13 protein-coding genes are annotated in these 15,826 nt (G+C 45.8%); 5 read left to right on the top strand and 8 right to left on the bottom strand.

The genetic code is table 11. The features are described 5' to 3' along the window. Nucleotides 1-3: 3 nt before the first annotated feature. From I8J31_RS13790 to I8J31_RS13765, 6 genes are all read right to left on the bottom strand, one after another. Nucleotides 4-1,695 (bottom strand): L-rhamnose mutarotase, encoded by a 1,692-nt coding sequence (locus tag I8J31_RS13790; protein ID WP_199469157.1) that lies wholly within the window; start codon nucleotides 1,693-1,695, stop codon nucleotides 4-6. After that, nucleotides 1,692-2,699, bottom strand: a complete 1,008-nt coding sequence (locus tag I8J31_RS13785; protein WP_199469156.1) for an ABC transporter permease — start codon at nucleotides 2,697-2,699, stop codon at nucleotides 1,692-1,694. Before I8J31_RS13785 ends, I8J31_RS13790 begins: the two co-directional genes overlap by 4 nt. Nucleotides 2,700-2,708: 9 nt before the next feature. After that, complete coding sequence (locus I8J31_RS13780) at nucleotides 2,709-3,716, bottom strand: ABC transporter permease (RefSeq protein WP_199469155.1); 1,008 nt, start codon at nucleotides 3,714-3,716, stop codon at nucleotides 2,709-2,711. Further along, nucleotides 3,710-5,221: a sugar ABC transporter ATP-binding protein gene (locus I8J31_RS13775; protein ID WP_199469154.1), complete on the bottom strand. Its 1,512-nt coding sequence runs from the start codon at nucleotides 5,219-5,221 to the stop codon at nucleotides 3,710-3,712. Before I8J31_RS13775 ends, I8J31_RS13780 begins: the two co-directional genes overlap by 7 nt. Before the next feature lie 234 nt (nucleotides 5,222-5,455). Then, nucleotides 5,456-6,451 carry a rhamnose ABC transporter substrate-binding protein gene (gene rhaS / locus I8J31_RS13770; protein ID WP_199469153.1) on the bottom strand — a complete coding sequence of 332 codons (996 nt, stop codon included), beginning with the start codon at nucleotides 6,449-6,451 and terminating at the stop codon, nucleotides 5,456-5,458. 62 nt (nucleotides 6,452-6,513) lie between these two features. Continuing rightward, nucleotides 6,514-7,296 (bottom strand): DeoR/GlpR family DNA-binding transcription regulator, encoded by a 783-nt coding sequence (locus tag I8J31_RS13765; protein WP_199469152.1) that lies wholly within the window; start codon nucleotides 7,294-7,296, stop codon nucleotides 6,514-6,516. Nucleotides 7,297-7,519: 223 nt separating this feature from the next. On the opposite strand from I8J31_RS13765, the gene I8J31_RS13760 reads away from it, so the two are divergent. From I8J31_RS13760 to I8J31_RS13745, 4 genes are all read left to right on the top strand, one after another. Continuing rightward, the gene (locus I8J31_RS13760) at nucleotides 7,520-9,613 is read left to right on the top strand and encodes a bifunctional rhamnulose-1-phosphate aldolase/short-chain dehydrogenase (RefSeq protein WP_199469151.1); all 2,094 of its coding nucleotides are present in this window, start codon (nucleotides 7,520-7,522) and stop codon (nucleotides 9,611-9,613) included. A gap of 36 nt (nucleotides 9,614-9,649) precedes the next feature. After that, entirely contained in the window at nucleotides 9,650-10,942 is a 1,293-nt protein-coding gene (gene rhaI / locus I8J31_RS13755) for an L-rhamnose catabolism isomerase (RefSeq protein ID WP_199469150.1), read from the top strand. A 165-nt stretch (nucleotides 10,943-11,107) separates the two neighbouring features. Continuing rightward, a complete protein-coding gene (locus I8J31_RS13750) occupies nucleotides 11,108-11,524 on the top strand; it encodes a hypothetical protein (protein WP_199469149.1) in 417 nt (138 codons plus the stop codon). Between the two features lie 74 nt (nucleotides 11,525-11,598). After that, nucleotides 11,599-12,732, top strand: coding sequence for a DNA alkylation repair protein (locus I8J31_RS13745; RefSeq protein WP_199469148.1), 1,134 nt, complete (start codon nucleotides 11,599-11,601; stop codon nucleotides 12,730-12,732). A gap of 38 nt (nucleotides 12,733-12,770) precedes the next feature. On the opposite strand, the gene I8J31_RS13740 is transcribed toward I8J31_RS13745, so the two are convergent. Continuing rightward, complete coding sequence (locus I8J31_RS13740; protein WP_199469147.1) at nucleotides 12,771-13,679, bottom strand: LysR family transcriptional regulator; 909 nt, start codon at nucleotides 13,677-13,679, stop codon at nucleotides 12,771-12,773. A gap of 122 nt (nucleotides 13,680-13,801) precedes the next feature. On the opposite strand from I8J31_RS13740, the gene I8J31_RS13735 reads away from it, so the two are divergent. Then, a complete protein-coding gene (locus I8J31_RS13735) occupies nucleotides 13,802-14,626 on the top strand; it encodes a TSUP family transporter (RefSeq protein WP_199469146.1) in 825 nt (274 codons plus the stop codon). Between the two features lie 19 nt (nucleotides 14,627-14,645). On the opposite strand, the gene I8J31_RS13730 is transcribed toward I8J31_RS13735, so the two are convergent. Then, nucleotides 14,646-15,713, bottom strand: coding sequence for a zinc-binding metallopeptidase family protein (locus I8J31_RS13730; protein ID WP_199469145.1), 1,068 nt, complete (start codon nucleotides 15,711-15,713; stop codon nucleotides 14,646-14,648). Between the last annotated feature and the right edge of the window lie 113 nt (nucleotides 15,714-15,826).

The following is a 15,826-nucleotide window of genomic DNA, read 5'->3' as shown; positions in this document are numbered from 1 at the left end:
ATATCATAACGCAGCAACCAGATCCCGCCATTGCTGTCGATAGAGATTAAGCAAAGGTTTTATCTGTGGTTCGCAGGTTGCTAGGCTGAGTCGCCCTTTGAGTTTGAGACTTTTGTTGGATAACAAGGCCGCGCCGCCGGAGGTGCCGGTGACGTCGCGGGAAGCGTAAATTTCATCTTGGCTGCGCATGCAGGCGAGCAAGGTTAAGAAATTATGATTGTTACTGAACGCGCCTTCTACGATAACGGTATCACTGGTGTCCATCAGGTCTAGGCAATAGTCCGTCATTAAGGCCACGTAGATATCGGCCAAGGCAGATTGCTGGGATGGCGTGAGTGTCAGGCCACGCTCTAGTATTTTGCCATCACAGTGAGCAAACGGGCCGCCTTGCGCAAAAGCAGGCAACGCCATAATGCCGTGTTCAAGTATGAAGCTGACATCACTAAAGGTCGCTGGCGTATCGCTGCGTAAATGTTCCCACTCGCGTCCGCCCATAAAGCGAATAGTCGGTGTCGCGCGGCCCAATGCATCGACATTTGCGAGCATGTCTTTTTCTTCGTGCAAGAAGTCCAACTTGCCATTAATGGTGGCTATGACCGTCCAAGTGCCGCTGGACACTACGGTGAGTTTTTCCATCGGTTGTCCAATGTAAGGCACCAAAGAGGCATTGGAATCGTGCACACCATTAAAGATCACACAGTTCGCTGGCAAGCCGATTTCTTGCGCGAGCTCAGGCAAAATAACCCCAAGCTTAGCGCCGGTTTCCAACACAGGTGGAAATAAAGCATTCCAGTTTTGCTGCTCACAAAAAGCAGAAAATTGGCAGTTTATGGGATTCCAAAGATCCGTATGACAGCCTAACGAGGTGACTTCCGAGGCTTTGTGACCGCTGAGTTTGAAGCCCCAATATTGCGGATACAAAAGCAATGAATCGACTTCTTTAAACTCGGAGGCAAAACGCTGTTGTTGCCAAAATAATTGCGCGCCTAGGTTCAGTCCTTGGGGCAATCTAGGGCTAAAGGATTCTTTAAAGTCAGGCCGAGCGGCATCATATTCCGCCTTAACGTCACTCACACCATCGTATTCATAATCCAAAATCGGCAAGGCGAGTTGATCGCCCTTCATGCAAGCAATGGTCGCCCCGTGGGTGGTAATGGCAATGCTGCTAATGAAGTAGTCTTGAGCTAATTCCGCCAGCGTGTCCTTGATCCAAGCCCAAATAGATGCTTCGTCCACATGGGGATAAGGCGCGGCATTAATCACCTCATTAGTACGCTTGGCAATCTGTAATAATGCGCCGGTTTGTCCGTCCATCAGACAAATTTTGATGTTGGTTTTACCTATGTCTAACACGGCAACAACACGCACTTTATTGGCTTGCTGCACGTTAAATTGGAAAACTGGCTCCAAAGCATCGGCCACAGGTTCAAAGGATGACATCTTAGTTTCCATGATGTCCGCCATGTACTGCCACCAGCGCTGCATCACCGGATGATCAGCCAACACCTTAGTATCTAGCTCATCCGCATCAAAGCTGGCGTAAAGCCGACTTTCGTTACGATCTAGATGGATGTAATAGTTATAAATCCCCTGTTGCTTTAAGTGCTCTGCTAATTCAGGCCAAAGGTTGTCATGGCGACGTTTGTATTCGTCTTCAAAACCTTTGCGCAGATACATGACCGAGGCGTATCTCATAGGACTTTGGCCTTCTTACCTTTATACAGAGAAATCAGCACAGGTAGGCTCACCACGCTAATCAACATTAAGCCGACTATGATGGTCATGACGATTCCAGGAATGTTCAACAGCCCCATGCCAAAGGTCACTAGCCCCATCAGAATCACTGCCAATACCACGCCACCAATGGTGCCGCTGCCGCCTAAAATACTCACACCCCCCAGTACCACCATGGTGATAATACTCAGCTCCCAGCCCATGGCGATACTCGGACGCGTACTGCCCAAGCGGGAAGTCAACAACACTGCCGCCACGCCAGACATAAGGCCCACCAAGGTAAATAAAATCAAACGGTGTTTATCAACCTTGATACCAGAGTAATAGGACGCGGTTGGGTTGTTACCAATGGCAAAGGTATAACGTCCAAAGGTGGTTCTGTGCAATAACCAATAAAACCCCAAGGCGAAGACCACAAACAACACTAGCTCAAAGGAAAACACCCAATACACATAACCTTGACCAAAGAAATCAAAGCCCTCTGGATACTCACGAATCACCTGATCGCCCAATAAAATATAGCTGATGCCACGGAACAAGCTCATGGTACCGATAGTGACTACAATCGAAGGAATCTTAAATTGGGTGACTAAAACACCGTTCACCAAACCACAGGCCGCGCCAACCAAAATACCCATCAGCACCACCAGATAAATCGGTGCGCCCAGTTGCGCGACAAGGCCCATCAAAGTACTCGATAGTGAAATAATCGCCGCCACCGAAATATCAATTTCTTTGGCGATAATCAGCATCGCCATGGGCAAGGCAATCAGCGCTTTTTCAGTAAAATTGAAGGTTGCGTCGGATAAGTTCCAAGGGTCAAGAAAGTAAGGTGATAAATAGGAATTCATCACAAATACCAAGGCGACTAGGATGATCAAAAACATTTCCCAGCGGAAAAACTTTTGTAGCCTATTGGTTAACAGTGCATCAGGCGTAGTTGGTTTTTTTATTATTGTGTCCATGAAAGCCTCTTAATGTGATGGTGCCTGTACCGAGTCATCAGACTCATTCGGCTTACGCAAAATAATACGCGCTTTGTCTTTGTCTGAACTGGCGTTGGCTATCACTGCAATCACGATAACTAAACCAGAAATCGCCATTTGCCAAAAAGGCGACACGCCGATAATAGGCAAGGCGTTATTTACCACACCAATGAACAACGCACCGACCACGCAACCCACCACGGTACCCACACCACCCACTATGCTGATACCGCCAATCACACAGGCCGCAACGACTTGAAGTTCAAAGCCATTCGCCACGTCCACATAGGCCACGGCAAAACGCGACACCCACAAATAACCACACAAACCAGACAAGGTACCCGATACAAGAAAAGCATAAAACTGTACCTTGCCCACATTCACGCCGGAATAAAATGCCGCGGTTGGATTACCTCCAGCCGAATAAAAATTGCGTCCCCAGACACTGTATTTCATCGCCCAGAAAACAATAATAATGGCCACCACCGCGATCCAACTGAGCACAGGAACAGACAGAATTTCGAAGCGAGGAAGCGCAATAAAAGACGGGCTCATTTGATGGGAGTTCACCCAAGCACCATCCGACAACAAAAAGGTACAGCCTCGATAAATACTCATGGTCCCCAGCGTAATAACGATGGATGGCACCTTAAGCAACCAGACAAACAGGCCATTAATCGCACCTAATAAAGCACCTAGGGCTAACGCTAAAACAATCAATATGGCCATGCTAAGTTGAGGAAAATACTGGTTCGTCATGGCGACCACCATGCCAGTAAAGGCCACATTCGCGGCGACGGAAAGATCAATACAGCGGGTTAAGATGACTAACATCTGCCCTAACGACAGCATGATCAAAATCGACGTGTCGTTAAAAATACTAATGCTGTTTGGCAGGCTAATGAAGGCTGGACTGATCATGCCCACCCCCAAAAACAGCGCTAAAACAATCAGGCTCAGTATGCCTTCACGGGAATAAATAAAGCGCTTTAACATGTGACTGTGCCTCCAGTCGCGAGCGAGACCACCTTCTCTGGTGTCGCCTCTTCACGGGCTAACTCACCCACAATCAAGCCTTCGTTCATCACTAAAATACGATCAGACATGCCGAGTATTTCAGGCAACTCCGACGACACCATGATGACAGCCAACCCTGAATCCACCAGTTCAGACATAAATTCATGTACCGCCGCCTTCGAACCAATGTCGATGCCCTTAGTGGGTTCATCAAGAATAATCACCTTAGGGTTAGTGGCTAACCACTTAGCGATAACCACTTTTTGCTGGTTGCCACCGGATAGGTTCATCACCTTTTCTTGCCAACTGGACGCCTTCACCTGTAAGCGTTCACAGTATTGTCGCGCTAAGGACATCTCGTTTTCTTCGTCTATTTGTCCATGTTTCGTAAGACGCTCCATTTGCGGCAAACTGACGTTTTGCACGATAGGTAACTCCAACACTATGCCTTGCTTTTGTCTTTCTTCGGGAACATACACAATGCCATGGTCAATGGCGTCTCTTGGTGAGTGAATGGTTACCTCTTTGCCATTCATCTTGATACTTCCGGTAACATGGCGCGCCGTGCCAAATAACGCCTGCATCACTTCTGTTCGGCCTGACCCAACCAAACCATACACGCCGAGAATTTCGCCTTTTTTAAGGCTAAAGCTGATATTAGCAAACTCGGTGGTGTGGCATAGGTTACTTACCTCTAACAAGGTTTCGCCTATCTCGACGGTTTTCTTCGGATAGGTTTCATCAATGCTACGCGCCACCATCATTTCGACCAGCTGCGTTTCATTGGTATCTTTAATAAAGCCTTCACCCACAAAGCAGCCATCACGGAATACCGTGTATCGATCCGCTAAAATGAAGACTTCGTCGAATTTATGGGTAATAAACAAAATGGCTTTGCCTTTCTGCTTAAGGTTATTCACCAAGTCATAGAGTTCATGGATTTCATGATGAGATAAAGCCGCGGTGGGTTCATCAAGGATAACCACCTTGGCATCGACAGATAAGGCACGGGCAATACCCACCATGTGTTTTTGGCCGATACTCAACTCGCGTAAAATTTGATTAGGGTCCATGTGAGCATTAATTGACGACAAAATTTCCTGTGAGCGCGCCACCATGGTCGGCCAATCGATCGAGAACTTGGTCATTGGGCCTTTTTTCATTGGATAGTTGCCCAGAAAGATATTCTCCGCCACCGTCAGGTCATCAAACAACACGGTTTCCTGATGGATCGCGGTAATGCCTAGGGCATGGGAATCGTGGGGGGAATGAAAATACACAGGCTTGCCATCGAAAATAATTTCGCCACCATCTGGCTGATAAATGCCGGTCATGGTTTTGACTAGGGTCGATTTTCCAGCGCCGTTTTCACCAATCAAAGCCGTCACCTGACCCGGGTATAAATGTAAATCCACCTCATCAAGCGCTTTTACACCGGGGAATACCTTACTAACCTTTTTTAGACTAAAAATCGCATCATTCATAACGGTTGCTCTTATTGTTATTCATTATGAAATTATTAAGTGACAATCTAACCCCACCCTAGCCCTCCCCTTATTAAGGGGAGGGAACATTAAGCTCCGGACTTCCCCCTTCAAAGATGCAAGGGGAGGGAACATTAAGCTCCGGACCTCCCCCTTCAAAAATGCAAGGGGAGGAAGCCAACCAGCTGCTCCTCCCCCTGCTAAGGGGGAGGCTGGGAGGGGGTTAAATGTTAACTAAAAGATAGAAGAGAATTCATCGACGTTAGAAGCGTCATAGATAAAAGGTTTAGACATAGCACCGTCACCATTCTTATCCACTTTAAAGGTTCCCATACGACCCATTGGCCTCTCTGTTTTTGTCCCCTTACCTTTAACAAGATCATAGGCCAGCATAGTTGCAGAGTAGCCTAGGTCAATGGGGTTCCAAATCGCAAAGCTATGGATCGCACCACTGTGTACGTGACCAGCCAATTCAGAAGGCAAGCCCAAACCTGTAACAAACACCTTGCCTGTTAGACCTAAATCACTCACCGCCTGAGCTGCTGCTAGAATGCCCACTGTGGTTGGTGCCACGATCACATCAAGATCAGGGTGGTTTTTAATGAGTGCCGTCGCTTCACGGAAGCTTTTATCCGCTAGGTCATCACCATAAACCGTATCAACCAGTGTCAGATTTGGAAATTTGCTGAGAGATTTTTTCATCTCGTCAATCCAAATATTTTGGTTGGTCGACGTTGGGGTTGCGCTCAAGATGGCAAAGGTACCAGAAGATTTGCCCTTCACTTTAATCGCATCCGCAGCAAGCTGGACGTTCATCTCGCCAATAAGGCTATTACTAGAAGGGTTTAAATGAAGTTGGCGTCCCGCTTTGGCGACACCAGAATCCCAAGAAATGACCTTAATACCACGCTGTTGTGCTTTTTTCAGGGAAGGAACTAAGGCATCAGCATCATTGGCAGACACGGCAATAGCATCGACACGCTGTGCGATCAGTGAATTGATGATTTCAATTTGGCCTTCTGCGGTGGTGGTGGTGGGTCCAGTATAAATAATTTTAACGTCGCCCAGTTCTTTACTGGCTTCTTCTGCTCCCTTATAGGCAGCCTCAAAGAAACCAATGCCCAAGGCTTTTACCAATAAAGCAATGCGAACCTCATCGGCGGCATAAGAGCCTGATGCAAACAGGGTGATAAAAGCCAACACACAAACAGTGATGAGTTTGTTATTCATAATTTTCTCCAAGAGCGCGCTCATCATCACGCAACAAGGCGTTGTCGTTTCTGAGACGCGGTTTATTGTTTTTGTTTTTCTACAATGATCAAACGACAGCCTGCCGATTCGATCACTTCTTGACTCTTGTTATCTATTCCGTCATCAGTGATGACGATATCTATCTGTGATAGTGGACAAATAATCATACTAGATCGATTTTGAAACTTGCTACTATCAACCAAAAGCACCCGCTGATCGGCTCGATTTATCAGTTTCATTACCGCTTGTACAATTTGTGGATCTGTCTCCATCACACCGTGAGAACTAACGCCGTATGCGCCAATAAAAAGGATGTCGGCAAACGTGTGATTGGAAATATCATCAGGAAAGGGACTCAGAATAATATTCTGTTCCCGATGAATTTTTCCGCTCGGCACAGTCACGCTGCATTTACTCTTTTTAATCAATTGGTCCGCAATAGAGAATGAGTTGGTCAATACTTGCAGTTTCAAACCACGCATATACTCAGACATAGCCGAAGTTGTGGTGCCACCGCTGATCATGATCGACATATTATCGGACAATAAATCAACTGCCGCTTTCGCAATGCTTCGCTTCACATCCGTATTAATCGTCTGATTAACCGAATAAGGTCGTCCCAACAAACTCACATCGGAAAGAGGATTAATGGCTTCTGCCCCTCCTCTCACACGACGCAACTTCTTCTGCTTATCCAAAAAGCTTATATCACGTCGTACCGTGGCTTCTGAAGCACCCAGCACATCCGCTAGATGTGCAACAGTCGCAATCGGCCGAGCTTCCACTTCCGACAAGATCACTCTATGCCTTTCAATCTCGTGCATCGATAGTCCTCGATAATCAATATAATTAGTTTCCCGTCATTTTCAAGCACAATCAATCAAAAAAAACTCAAAAAAGACAAATAATGCTTGAAAATGATTGCTTTTGTTTTAACATAAAATCTATTAATCATTCTAACCCGCTGATTTACGCATAACAAAAATAAATTTTAAGCCTTTAATTTAGGACGAAAAACCTTGTTATAGGCGAATTTGAGGTTAAAACATGTCCACGAACAACTTACTACCTAACCTTTGGAACGATGCACACGCATCTCTTCTAACCGCTCCTGAATTATTGCAATACCGATCAAACTTGCTCGGTTCTGATATGCGTGTAACCAACTATGGTGGTGGCAACACATCAGCAAAGTTAGAAATGGACGATCCATTAACAGGTGAAAAAACCACCGTACTCTGGGTAAAAGGTTCTGGTGGTGATATTGGTTCCATGGGATTAGATGGTTTTTCCACTCTCTATATGGACAAGCTTAATCAGCTACCAAATCTGTATCGTGGCCTCGAATTTGAGGACGAAATGGTCGCTTATCTACCCCATTGCACCTTTAACTTAAACGCCCGAGCCGCCAGTATTGATACACCACTACACGCTTATCTACCTTACAATCACGTTGATCATTTACACCCAGATGCGGTAATCGCTATTGCGGCGAGTAAAAACAGCCGCCAGTTAACGCAAGAGATTTTTAATGGTGACATTGGTTGGTTACCGTGGCGACGTCCGGGTTTTCAGCTTGGTATGGATTTACATAAAATCGCCACCGAGAACCCACACTTAAAAGGCGTGGTCTTGGAAAGCCATGGCCTATTTACTTGGGCGAATGACAATAAAGAATGCTATCAACTATCAATCGACATTATTAACAAAGCACAAACATGGCTAGATAAAAACAGCGCAGGCAAAGCGATTTTTGGTGGGGAGCGCTTCAGCACGTTAGCAGATGAAAAACGCCAAGAAATTGCTTCTCGTTTAATGCCATTGATTCGCGGCAAAACCAGCGAAAAACAACGCCAAATTGGTCACTTCAATCAATCTGACGAAGTCCTACAGTTTGTTAATTCACAAGATTTAAATCGCCTAGGCAAATTGGGCACCTCCTGCCCAGACCACTTTTTACGCACCAAGATTCGCCCCTTTGTGGTGGCTTACGACCCCGAAAAAGACAACCTAGATGAAGTCATTGCGTCACTGGATAACGACCTTGCTGCTTATCGAGAAGCGTACGCAGGCTATTACAATCGCTGTAAACGAGACAACAGCCCAGCTCTACGTGACCCGAACCCGGTAATCTATTTGATCCCCGGTGTCGGCATGCTGTCTTTTGCCAAAGACAAAGCTACGGCACGAATCGCAGGGGAGTTTTACGTCAATGCCATCAATGTCATGCGTGGTGCTGACAGCGTGAGCGAATACGTCGGTTTGCCGGAACAAGAAGCCTTCGACATTGAATACTGGCTGTTAGAAGAAGCCAAACTACAACGCATGCCAAAGCCAAAATCCCTAGCAGGCCATATCGCCTTGGTCACAGGTGCAGCAGGCGGAATCGGCTTAGCAACAGCAAAACGTCTTGCCAAAGAAGGCGCCAACATTGTGTTAATGGACATAGACGAAGACGCTCTGTCTATCGCGCAAGCCACCTTAGTCAAGAAGTTTGGTAAAGACGCCGCGTCCAGCATAACAATGGACGTAACCAATGAAGACGACGTGGTTCGTGCGGTCAAGCATTGTGCCGTGGCCTTTGGTGGCTTGGATATTGTGGTATCCAATGCGGGAATCGCCTCCTCCGCACCGCTGGAAGAAACTTCCTTAGCGTTATGGAACAAGAACCAAAGCATTCTATCGACGGGTTACTTCCTCGTTGCCCGCGAAGCCTTTACATTATTAAAACAGCAAGACATGGGCGGTAACATGGTGTTTATCGCCAGTAAAAATGGCCTTGTTGCCAGTGCAAATGCCAGCGCGTATTGTGTGGCAAAAGCGGCGGAGATTCAGCTTGCTCGCTGTGTTGCTCTTGAAGGCGCGCCGCTCGGCATTCGCTCTAACGTCGTTAACCCTGATGCAGTACTGCGCGGTTCCAAAATCTGGACTGGCAAATGGAAAGAAGAAAGAGCCAGTGCTTATAAACTTTCTACCGATGATTTAGAAGAACATTACCGCCAACGAAGCATGCTCAAATTAAATGTCTTTCCAGAAGACATCGCCGAAGCGATTTACTTCTTCGCTTCTGACGCATCCTCTAAGTCGACAGGAAACATTTTGAATGTTGACGCTGGCCATGCACCGTCGTTTACCCGTTAATCACATAATATAAAAACAAAAATAAAGGATTCAGCCATGACACAACTCATCGATCAAAACTTGTTGCAAGAACACAACGCGCAGCAAGAAGCCGACGTCACCAGAGACTATGATGCCTTGGCTGAAAAGCTCGATCGCTCTGGTATTAAAATCGACACCATACTGGCACAGGCAAAAGAATTCGCCGTGGCCGTACCTTCTTGGGGCGTGGGCACGGGCGGCACACGTTTTGCCCGCTTTCCAGGACAAGGCGAGCCGAGAAACATCTTCGAAAAGCTTGATGACTGCTCGGTTATCCAACAGCTTTCCCAAGCCACACCGACTGTGTCCTTGCATATCCCTTGGGATACTCCAAAAGACCCAAGCGAACTGCGCCAATACGCAGAACAATATGGTTTAGGCTTTGATGCGATGAACTCAAATACCTTCCAAAACCAAGCGGGTCAGGAAGAGTCATACAAGTTTGGTAGCTTAACTCACACCAACAAAGCCGTTCGTGAGCAAGCCATTGCGCACAATATCGAGGTGGTGGAACTGGGTAAAAAATTGGGCTCTAAAGCCTTAACCGTTTGGGTAGGCGATGGCTCTAACTTCCCCGGCCAACAGCACTTCAAGAACAGCTTCAGCCATTATTTAGAAAGCATCAAAGAGGTCTACAACCGCTTACCAGACGACTGGAACATGCTGCTGGAACACAAGATCTTTGAACCTGCGTTTTACTCCACCGTCATTCAAGACTGGGGCAGCAGCTACCTTGCAGCGAAAGAAACTGGCGAACGCTGTTTGTCTTTAGTGGATTTGGGGCACCATGCACCAAACGTCAACATTGAGATGATCGTCAGCCGCCTTGCGCAATTTGGCAAACTGGGTGGGTTCCATTTCAACGACAGTAAATACGGCGATGACGATTTAGACAGTGGCTCTATTAATCCTTACCAGTTGTTTTTAATTTTCAATGAGTTAACTGATATTCGCAGCCAAGATCCGGCCTACAGCCCCTTCTATATGTTGGATCAATCCCACAATGTCACCGACCCAATCGAAAGCTTGATGTACAGCGCCGCGGAAGTGCAAAGAGCCTTGGTGAAAAGCCTACTGGTTGATCGCCAAGCTCTGACTCATTATCAAAATGAGAACGACGCCATGATGGCCCAAGCTACGCTTAAGCAAGCGTATAACTTGGATGTGGAAGTAATTCTGCAAATGGCACGCCTACAAGAAGGCGGCGCCATCTCACCCGTTGCCTGCTACCGAGCCAGCCAATACCGCCAAGCTTGTGCAGTCAAACGCCCTGCTGACCCAAATAAAACCGGCTCTGGTATTGTTTAGGGTATAGATAGACAACACAAAAAGCCGTTGTTTGTTAATTAAGCAGACAACGGCTTTTGAGTCAGAATCACCGAGCTCAGTAGTTTTTCTTACCTTTAAACGCCAGCACTGCAAATATCCATAAAATAGACTTAAGCTAATATGCTATATAACGAGGAGAATTCTATGGAAGAATTTAAGTTAGCATTTGAAGCGATCAATATTTACCAAACACAATATGCTCAAGTAGATAAAGTTTGGGGATATTTTAGCGTTGTCACTTTAGCCATGGTTGGCTTTGTCATTGCTAATGGCAGAACAACACAATCTTTTAAAGAACCTATTGCGATTGTATTAGCCTATATCATTTTTTGCTTTGGCAACCATCAAGCACTTGTTGACGGTCAACGACAATTAGAACAATTTGCAACGATAGCTAAATTATTTGCCAATAAAGTTGAATTAGATGTGAGTGCAATAGCCCCTATGTCGCATTCTGAAGTTCAATGGTTTCACATAAGCGTCATTATTGCAGTTTGTGTTGGCGTTCTCACTGTAGCATGGTTACGCAGGTCACATAAAAAGCCAATTAAGCAAGATTAACCACTAACCCACTGACTGAATCTGTCACTGGTTCGATCTATAATCTCCACCAGTATTCTATAAGGCCACACCAGATGGAACCCTTTAAAGATAAGTTTAACCTCGCTGTTATCGAATCCATGGCGGTGCATTTTCAGTCGGCTTGGGGTGATTTTGACCACGCTGGTTTCATTGAATACGCCACCAATGACTTAGCCAATTTGGAATTAAAAGAACGCTCTAAGCAAATTACAGACGCCATGTGGCGCTATTTACCTGATGACTTTGCTCTGGCGGCTGATGCTCTATTAGCCAGTTTGCGACCTTACGCCCATGAAGATATTTATGGTTTAACGCCTGATGAGGAAGGTATTGTCGGTTGGGCCATTATGCCCATGGCGGATTACGTCGGTCTGTATGGGCAAGCGCACCATGCTTTGTCCATGACCTTGCTAAAAGAAATGACTAAGCGCTTCTCATCCGAATTTGGCATTCGCTATTTTTTACTGTCAGATAATAAATCAAAAACCTTAGACACATTAAAACAATGGACGACGGACGAGAACTACCATGTACGTCGTTTGGTATCAGAAGGTATTCGCCCTCGCCTACCTTGGGCAATGCAGTTGCCAGAGTTTATTGTTGATCCAAGCCCCATCATTGAATTGCTAGAAACATTAAAAGACGACGATGAAGAGTATGTGCGGCGTTCCGTGGCCAACAATTTAAATGACATCGCAAAAGACCACCCAGACCTAGTGGCGGACATTGCTCTTAAGTGGATAGGTGATGCAGACGAGAAACGTAAAAAGCTGATTCGCCATGCTTGTCGTACGCTGTTAAAGCAAGGTCACCCCAAAGCACTACAAGTATTTGGTTACTTACCTCCGCAATTGAAAGACGTCCAGCTTAACGTCAAAACACCCGAGGTATTTATCAACGGGCATCTGGAATTTGAACTGAACCTTGTATCAAGTTCAGCGAAAAATCAGTCATTGATGATCGATTACATTATTCATCACCAGAAGAAAAATGGACTCACGGCCCCGAAGGTTTTCAAAGGTAAGAAAGTCATACTTGAAGCAGGAGAAACGCTTAATTTCAGCAAACGCCACCCGTTCAAAAAAGTCACTACACGGGTCTATTACGCAGGGCAACACACTGTTGAGATCACCATCAATGGTATCTCTGTTGCTTCCACTGAGTTTCAACTTTCGCTTGATGAATAGCCTTTAATAAACACCAAAATAGAAATGGCGACTCATCGCTAATCAAGAGCTTCTTCTGACAGGTGCTCTTTTATATAATCGAGAAAGGCGTTAATTTTTGCTGGGCGTTTATCCCGTGTGGACGACACCAGCGCCACGATATTGGCACTCGGAAAAGAGTATTCAGGCAACACCACTTGCAAGGTGTTGTCTTTCAATTCGTTCGCCACGTTCCATTCCGAACGCTGCATAATGCCATAGCCATTCACCGCCCAATCTTTTACCACCGGCCCTACATTACTCATCAAAGACGCCTTAATTCGCACATTACTAGATTCGCCTGTCGTTTGATGGGTCAGCTTCCACATGGTGACATCGTCATCATTTTCTCTGATGACAAGGCATTGATGGTTCAATAAATCTTGGGGAGTATGAATAGGTTCCGCATTTTGTAAGTAATGCGGGGACGCCAATAATAACCGTCGGTTTTTTTGCAAGATAATGCGTTTAAGGGAAGAATCTTTTAACGGGCCGATGTAAATCACCACATCGGGCGGGTCAATCGGAGACCAGTTTGGCGTATCAGACAAAATCAACTCAATGTGAGTCAAAGGGTGGATTTTATGAAACTCGGCCACCAGCGGCGACACCCGTTCAGTGCCGTAACCAACGGGCGCAACCACTCGAATTTTTCCAGAAATAGCCTGTTTCTTTTCAGCCACCTTGTCTTCTAACAACTCAATCTGCCTCAACACGGCCAAGCCTTCTTGAAACAAAACATTCCCTTCTAAGGTTAATGAAATGGCTCTTGAACCCCGTTCGACCAACTTCACATTCAGCTTTTGCTCAAGTGCTTGGAGGCGCTGAGACACGCTTGGCGGCGTCACATTAAGCTTTCTCGCGGTAGCCGCCAACGACTTACTTTGAGCAAGAGAGACGAAAAATTCAATGTCTTGAGACGTTAACATTAAGTTAAACCTAACTATTAGATTAATAAACCATTAATTTTTATACATGATCTTTGATGTTACTAATATGACCAGCGTTTATCCATGACTACTTTCATGCACCATTAAAAGGATCACCCTTTATGACCGAGTTCGCTTTTAACCTAGACAGCCACGTGCTGTTGTTTTTATTCTTGGTTGCCATCTGCGCTGGAGTGGTCGATGCCATTGCTGGCGGTGGTGGCTTAATCACCATCCCCAGTTTATTGATCGCCGGCGTACCGCCTATCCTGACCCTCGGCACCAACAGACTTCAAGCGGTAATTGGCGAAGCAACGGCTTTTATCACCTTCTTATTTCACAACCAGATACAGGCAAAAGGATTACTCACGGGAATCGTCTTCACCGCCGTTGGCGCTTTGATAGGGTCTTACTCAGTAAGCTTGTTCGATAAGCATACTCTCGAAATACTGCTGCCCATCTTAATGGTGTGCATTACCCTTTATGCGATTTTCTCAAAACGAATAAAAGGCTCTGAAGCGACGACAGCCAAAATCAGCAACCGCTCTTTTATGATAACTTGTGGCTTATTGATTGGGTTTTACAACGGTTTTTTTGGACCGGGCACCGGCTCTATCTGGATGCTGGCCTTTGTTATTTTACTTGGCTTTACCATCAAACAAGCGTCCATTATGACCAAGCCTCTCAACTTAATGGGCAACCTCGTTTCCTTGTTTTTCTTTATTGGCATCGCCTCGGTGGATTACCGCATAGGGCTCGCCATGGGCGCAGGGCAAGTCATAGGTTCTTACATCGGCAGTAAATTTGTCATCGCAAAAGGCGACAAAATCGTTCGACCTGTGTTTATCGCCGTTACCTTGCTCATGACCAGCAAACTGATTTATGAAAAGTTTTCATTGGAGAACATTTCTACAGCCCTGTCTTCCGTACAAAGTTATTTTGCTTAGGCTTTATGACAGTAAAGCACTAACCCTGATACAACAATTCATGGATGAATTTCAGCTTTTCCCTAACCGCAGGCACGATAATAAAGGGATACAGATCTGGCTGTCCCATACTGCGGTTTAGGTTATTAACCGCAAAGGTCAGCGGTAAATATTGCGCCAAAATGTCGTCAAAGTTGGCATGATTATAAGGGTCGATATTGACCATCACCGCAAGGTTAGATTGCAATGGGTTTAAGGGCTGCAAGCTAAAACCAAACTGACTGGCCGTCTCTAAGGTATCGACAATATGTAGATAATGCGCCCATGTTTCAGCCCAATCTTCCCAAGGATGGGACGAGGCATAAACACTGACATAGTTTTCCTGCCACTTATCGTTTGGCGTTTCATAATGTTTTTCTAAGGCATCCGCGTAGCTCACTTGCTCGTCACCAAATAAAGCACGAAAACTCATCAAGGTAACTTCGTCCGTGACAACAAGTTGATCCCAATAATAGTGGCCCACTTCATGTCGAAAATGCCCTATTAGCGTTCGATAAGACTCTTTCATATCCGAACGCATTCGCTCCCGGTCAGCTGCATTCGCTTCTAAGGCATTAATAGTCACCTGCCCAAGCGCATGACCCGTTGTGGCTTGCGCATCCTCAGGCACGACGTTTTCTTCGGAAATAAAATCAAAAGACAACCCATCTTCTGGGTCTTCTTGTTTATTAATAATCGGTAAATTGAGCTGCAACAAAGAGTAAACTAATTGATGCTTCGCAGACTCAAGTTGCTGCCATGCTTGCAGTTGCTCAATTCGCCCAAGGTTCGGTATATGGCGATTCAACTCACAAGCCATGCAAAGTTCGTCTTCTTCTTGCCCATCCACCAACCAATTACAAACGTTGTGCTGATGATTATCACAATAACGCCATACCTTAGGAGGCGACGACATATCAGCAAGCGCCTGATAACCACCATCAACTGGCTTAAGTGCGCTCAATATCATTTGCTCTGGGATAAAGCCCAATTCAGAACCACAACTCATGCACATGGTATTTTCAAACAACACAGTTTGGTTACATTGCTGGCAGCTAAATATTTTCATAATGCCTCGAATGGTTGCCTCTTATTCAAAACAACAAAGCCAAATTAAAAGAGCAATAAACAACCGTGAAGTAGACGGTTAATGATTGAGTGCATACTTACACTAGTCGCACT

It is taken from the genome of Marinomonas transparens, assembly GCF_016463975.1.
GTDB lineage: Bacteria > Pseudomonadota > Gammaproteobacteria > Pseudomonadales > Marinomonadaceae > Marinomonas > Marinomonas transparens.
This window is presented reverse-complemented; position numbering and strand designations above follow the sequence as displayed.

What these genes read in the sequence shown, in the direction of transcription:
- rhaI (WP_199469150.1), top strand. Translation starts at nt 9,650, where the DNA reads ATGACACAACTCATCGATCAAAACTTGTTGCAAGAACACAACGCGCAG.
- I8J31_RS13735 (WP_199469146.1), top strand. Translation starts at nt 13,802, where the DNA reads ATGACCGAGTTCGCTTTTAACCTAGACAGCCACGTGCTGTTGTTTTTA.
- I8J31_RS13740 (WP_199469147.1), bottom strand. Translation starts at nt 13,679, where the DNA reads ATGTTAACGTCTCAAGACATTGAATTTTTCGTCTCTCTTGCTCAAAGT.
- I8J31_RS13750 (WP_199469149.1), top strand. Translation starts at nt 11,108, where the DNA reads ATGGAAGAATTTAAGTTAGCATTTGAAGCGATCAATATTTACCAAACA.
- I8J31_RS13765 (WP_199469152.1), bottom strand. Translation starts at nt 7,296, where the DNA reads ATGCACGAGATTGAAAGGCATAGAGTGATCTTGTCGGAAGTGGAAGCT.
- I8J31_RS13745 (WP_199469148.1), top strand. Translation starts at nt 11,599, where the DNA reads ATGGAACCCTTTAAAGATAAGTTTAACCTCGCTGTTATCGAATCCATG.
- I8J31_RS13790 (WP_199469157.1), bottom strand. Translation starts at nt 1,695, where the DNA reads ATGAGATACGCCTCGGTCATGTATCTGCGCAAAGGTTTTGAAGACGAA.
- I8J31_RS13785 (WP_199469156.1), bottom strand. Translation starts at nt 2,699, where the DNA reads ATGGACACAATAATAAAAAAACCAACTACGCCTGATGCACTGTTAACC.
- I8J31_RS13730 (WP_199469145.1), bottom strand. Translation starts at nt 15,713, where the DNA reads ATGAAAATATTTAGCTGCCAGCAATGTAACCAAACTGTGTTGTTTGAA.
- I8J31_RS13775 (WP_199469154.1), bottom strand. Translation starts at nt 5,221, where the DNA reads ATGAATGATGCGATTTTTAGTCTAAAAAAGGTTAGTAAGGTATTCCCC.
- I8J31_RS13760 (WP_199469151.1), top strand. Translation starts at nt 7,520, where the DNA reads ATGTCCACGAACAACTTACTACCTAACCTTTGGAACGATGCACACGCA.
- rhaS (WP_199469153.1), bottom strand. Translation starts at nt 6,451, where the DNA reads ATGAATAACAAACTCATCACTGTTTGTGTGTTGGCTTTTATCACCCTG.
- I8J31_RS13780 (WP_199469155.1), bottom strand. Translation starts at nt 3,716, where the DNA reads ATGTTAAAGCGCTTTATTTATTCCCGTGAAGGCATACTGAGCCTGATT.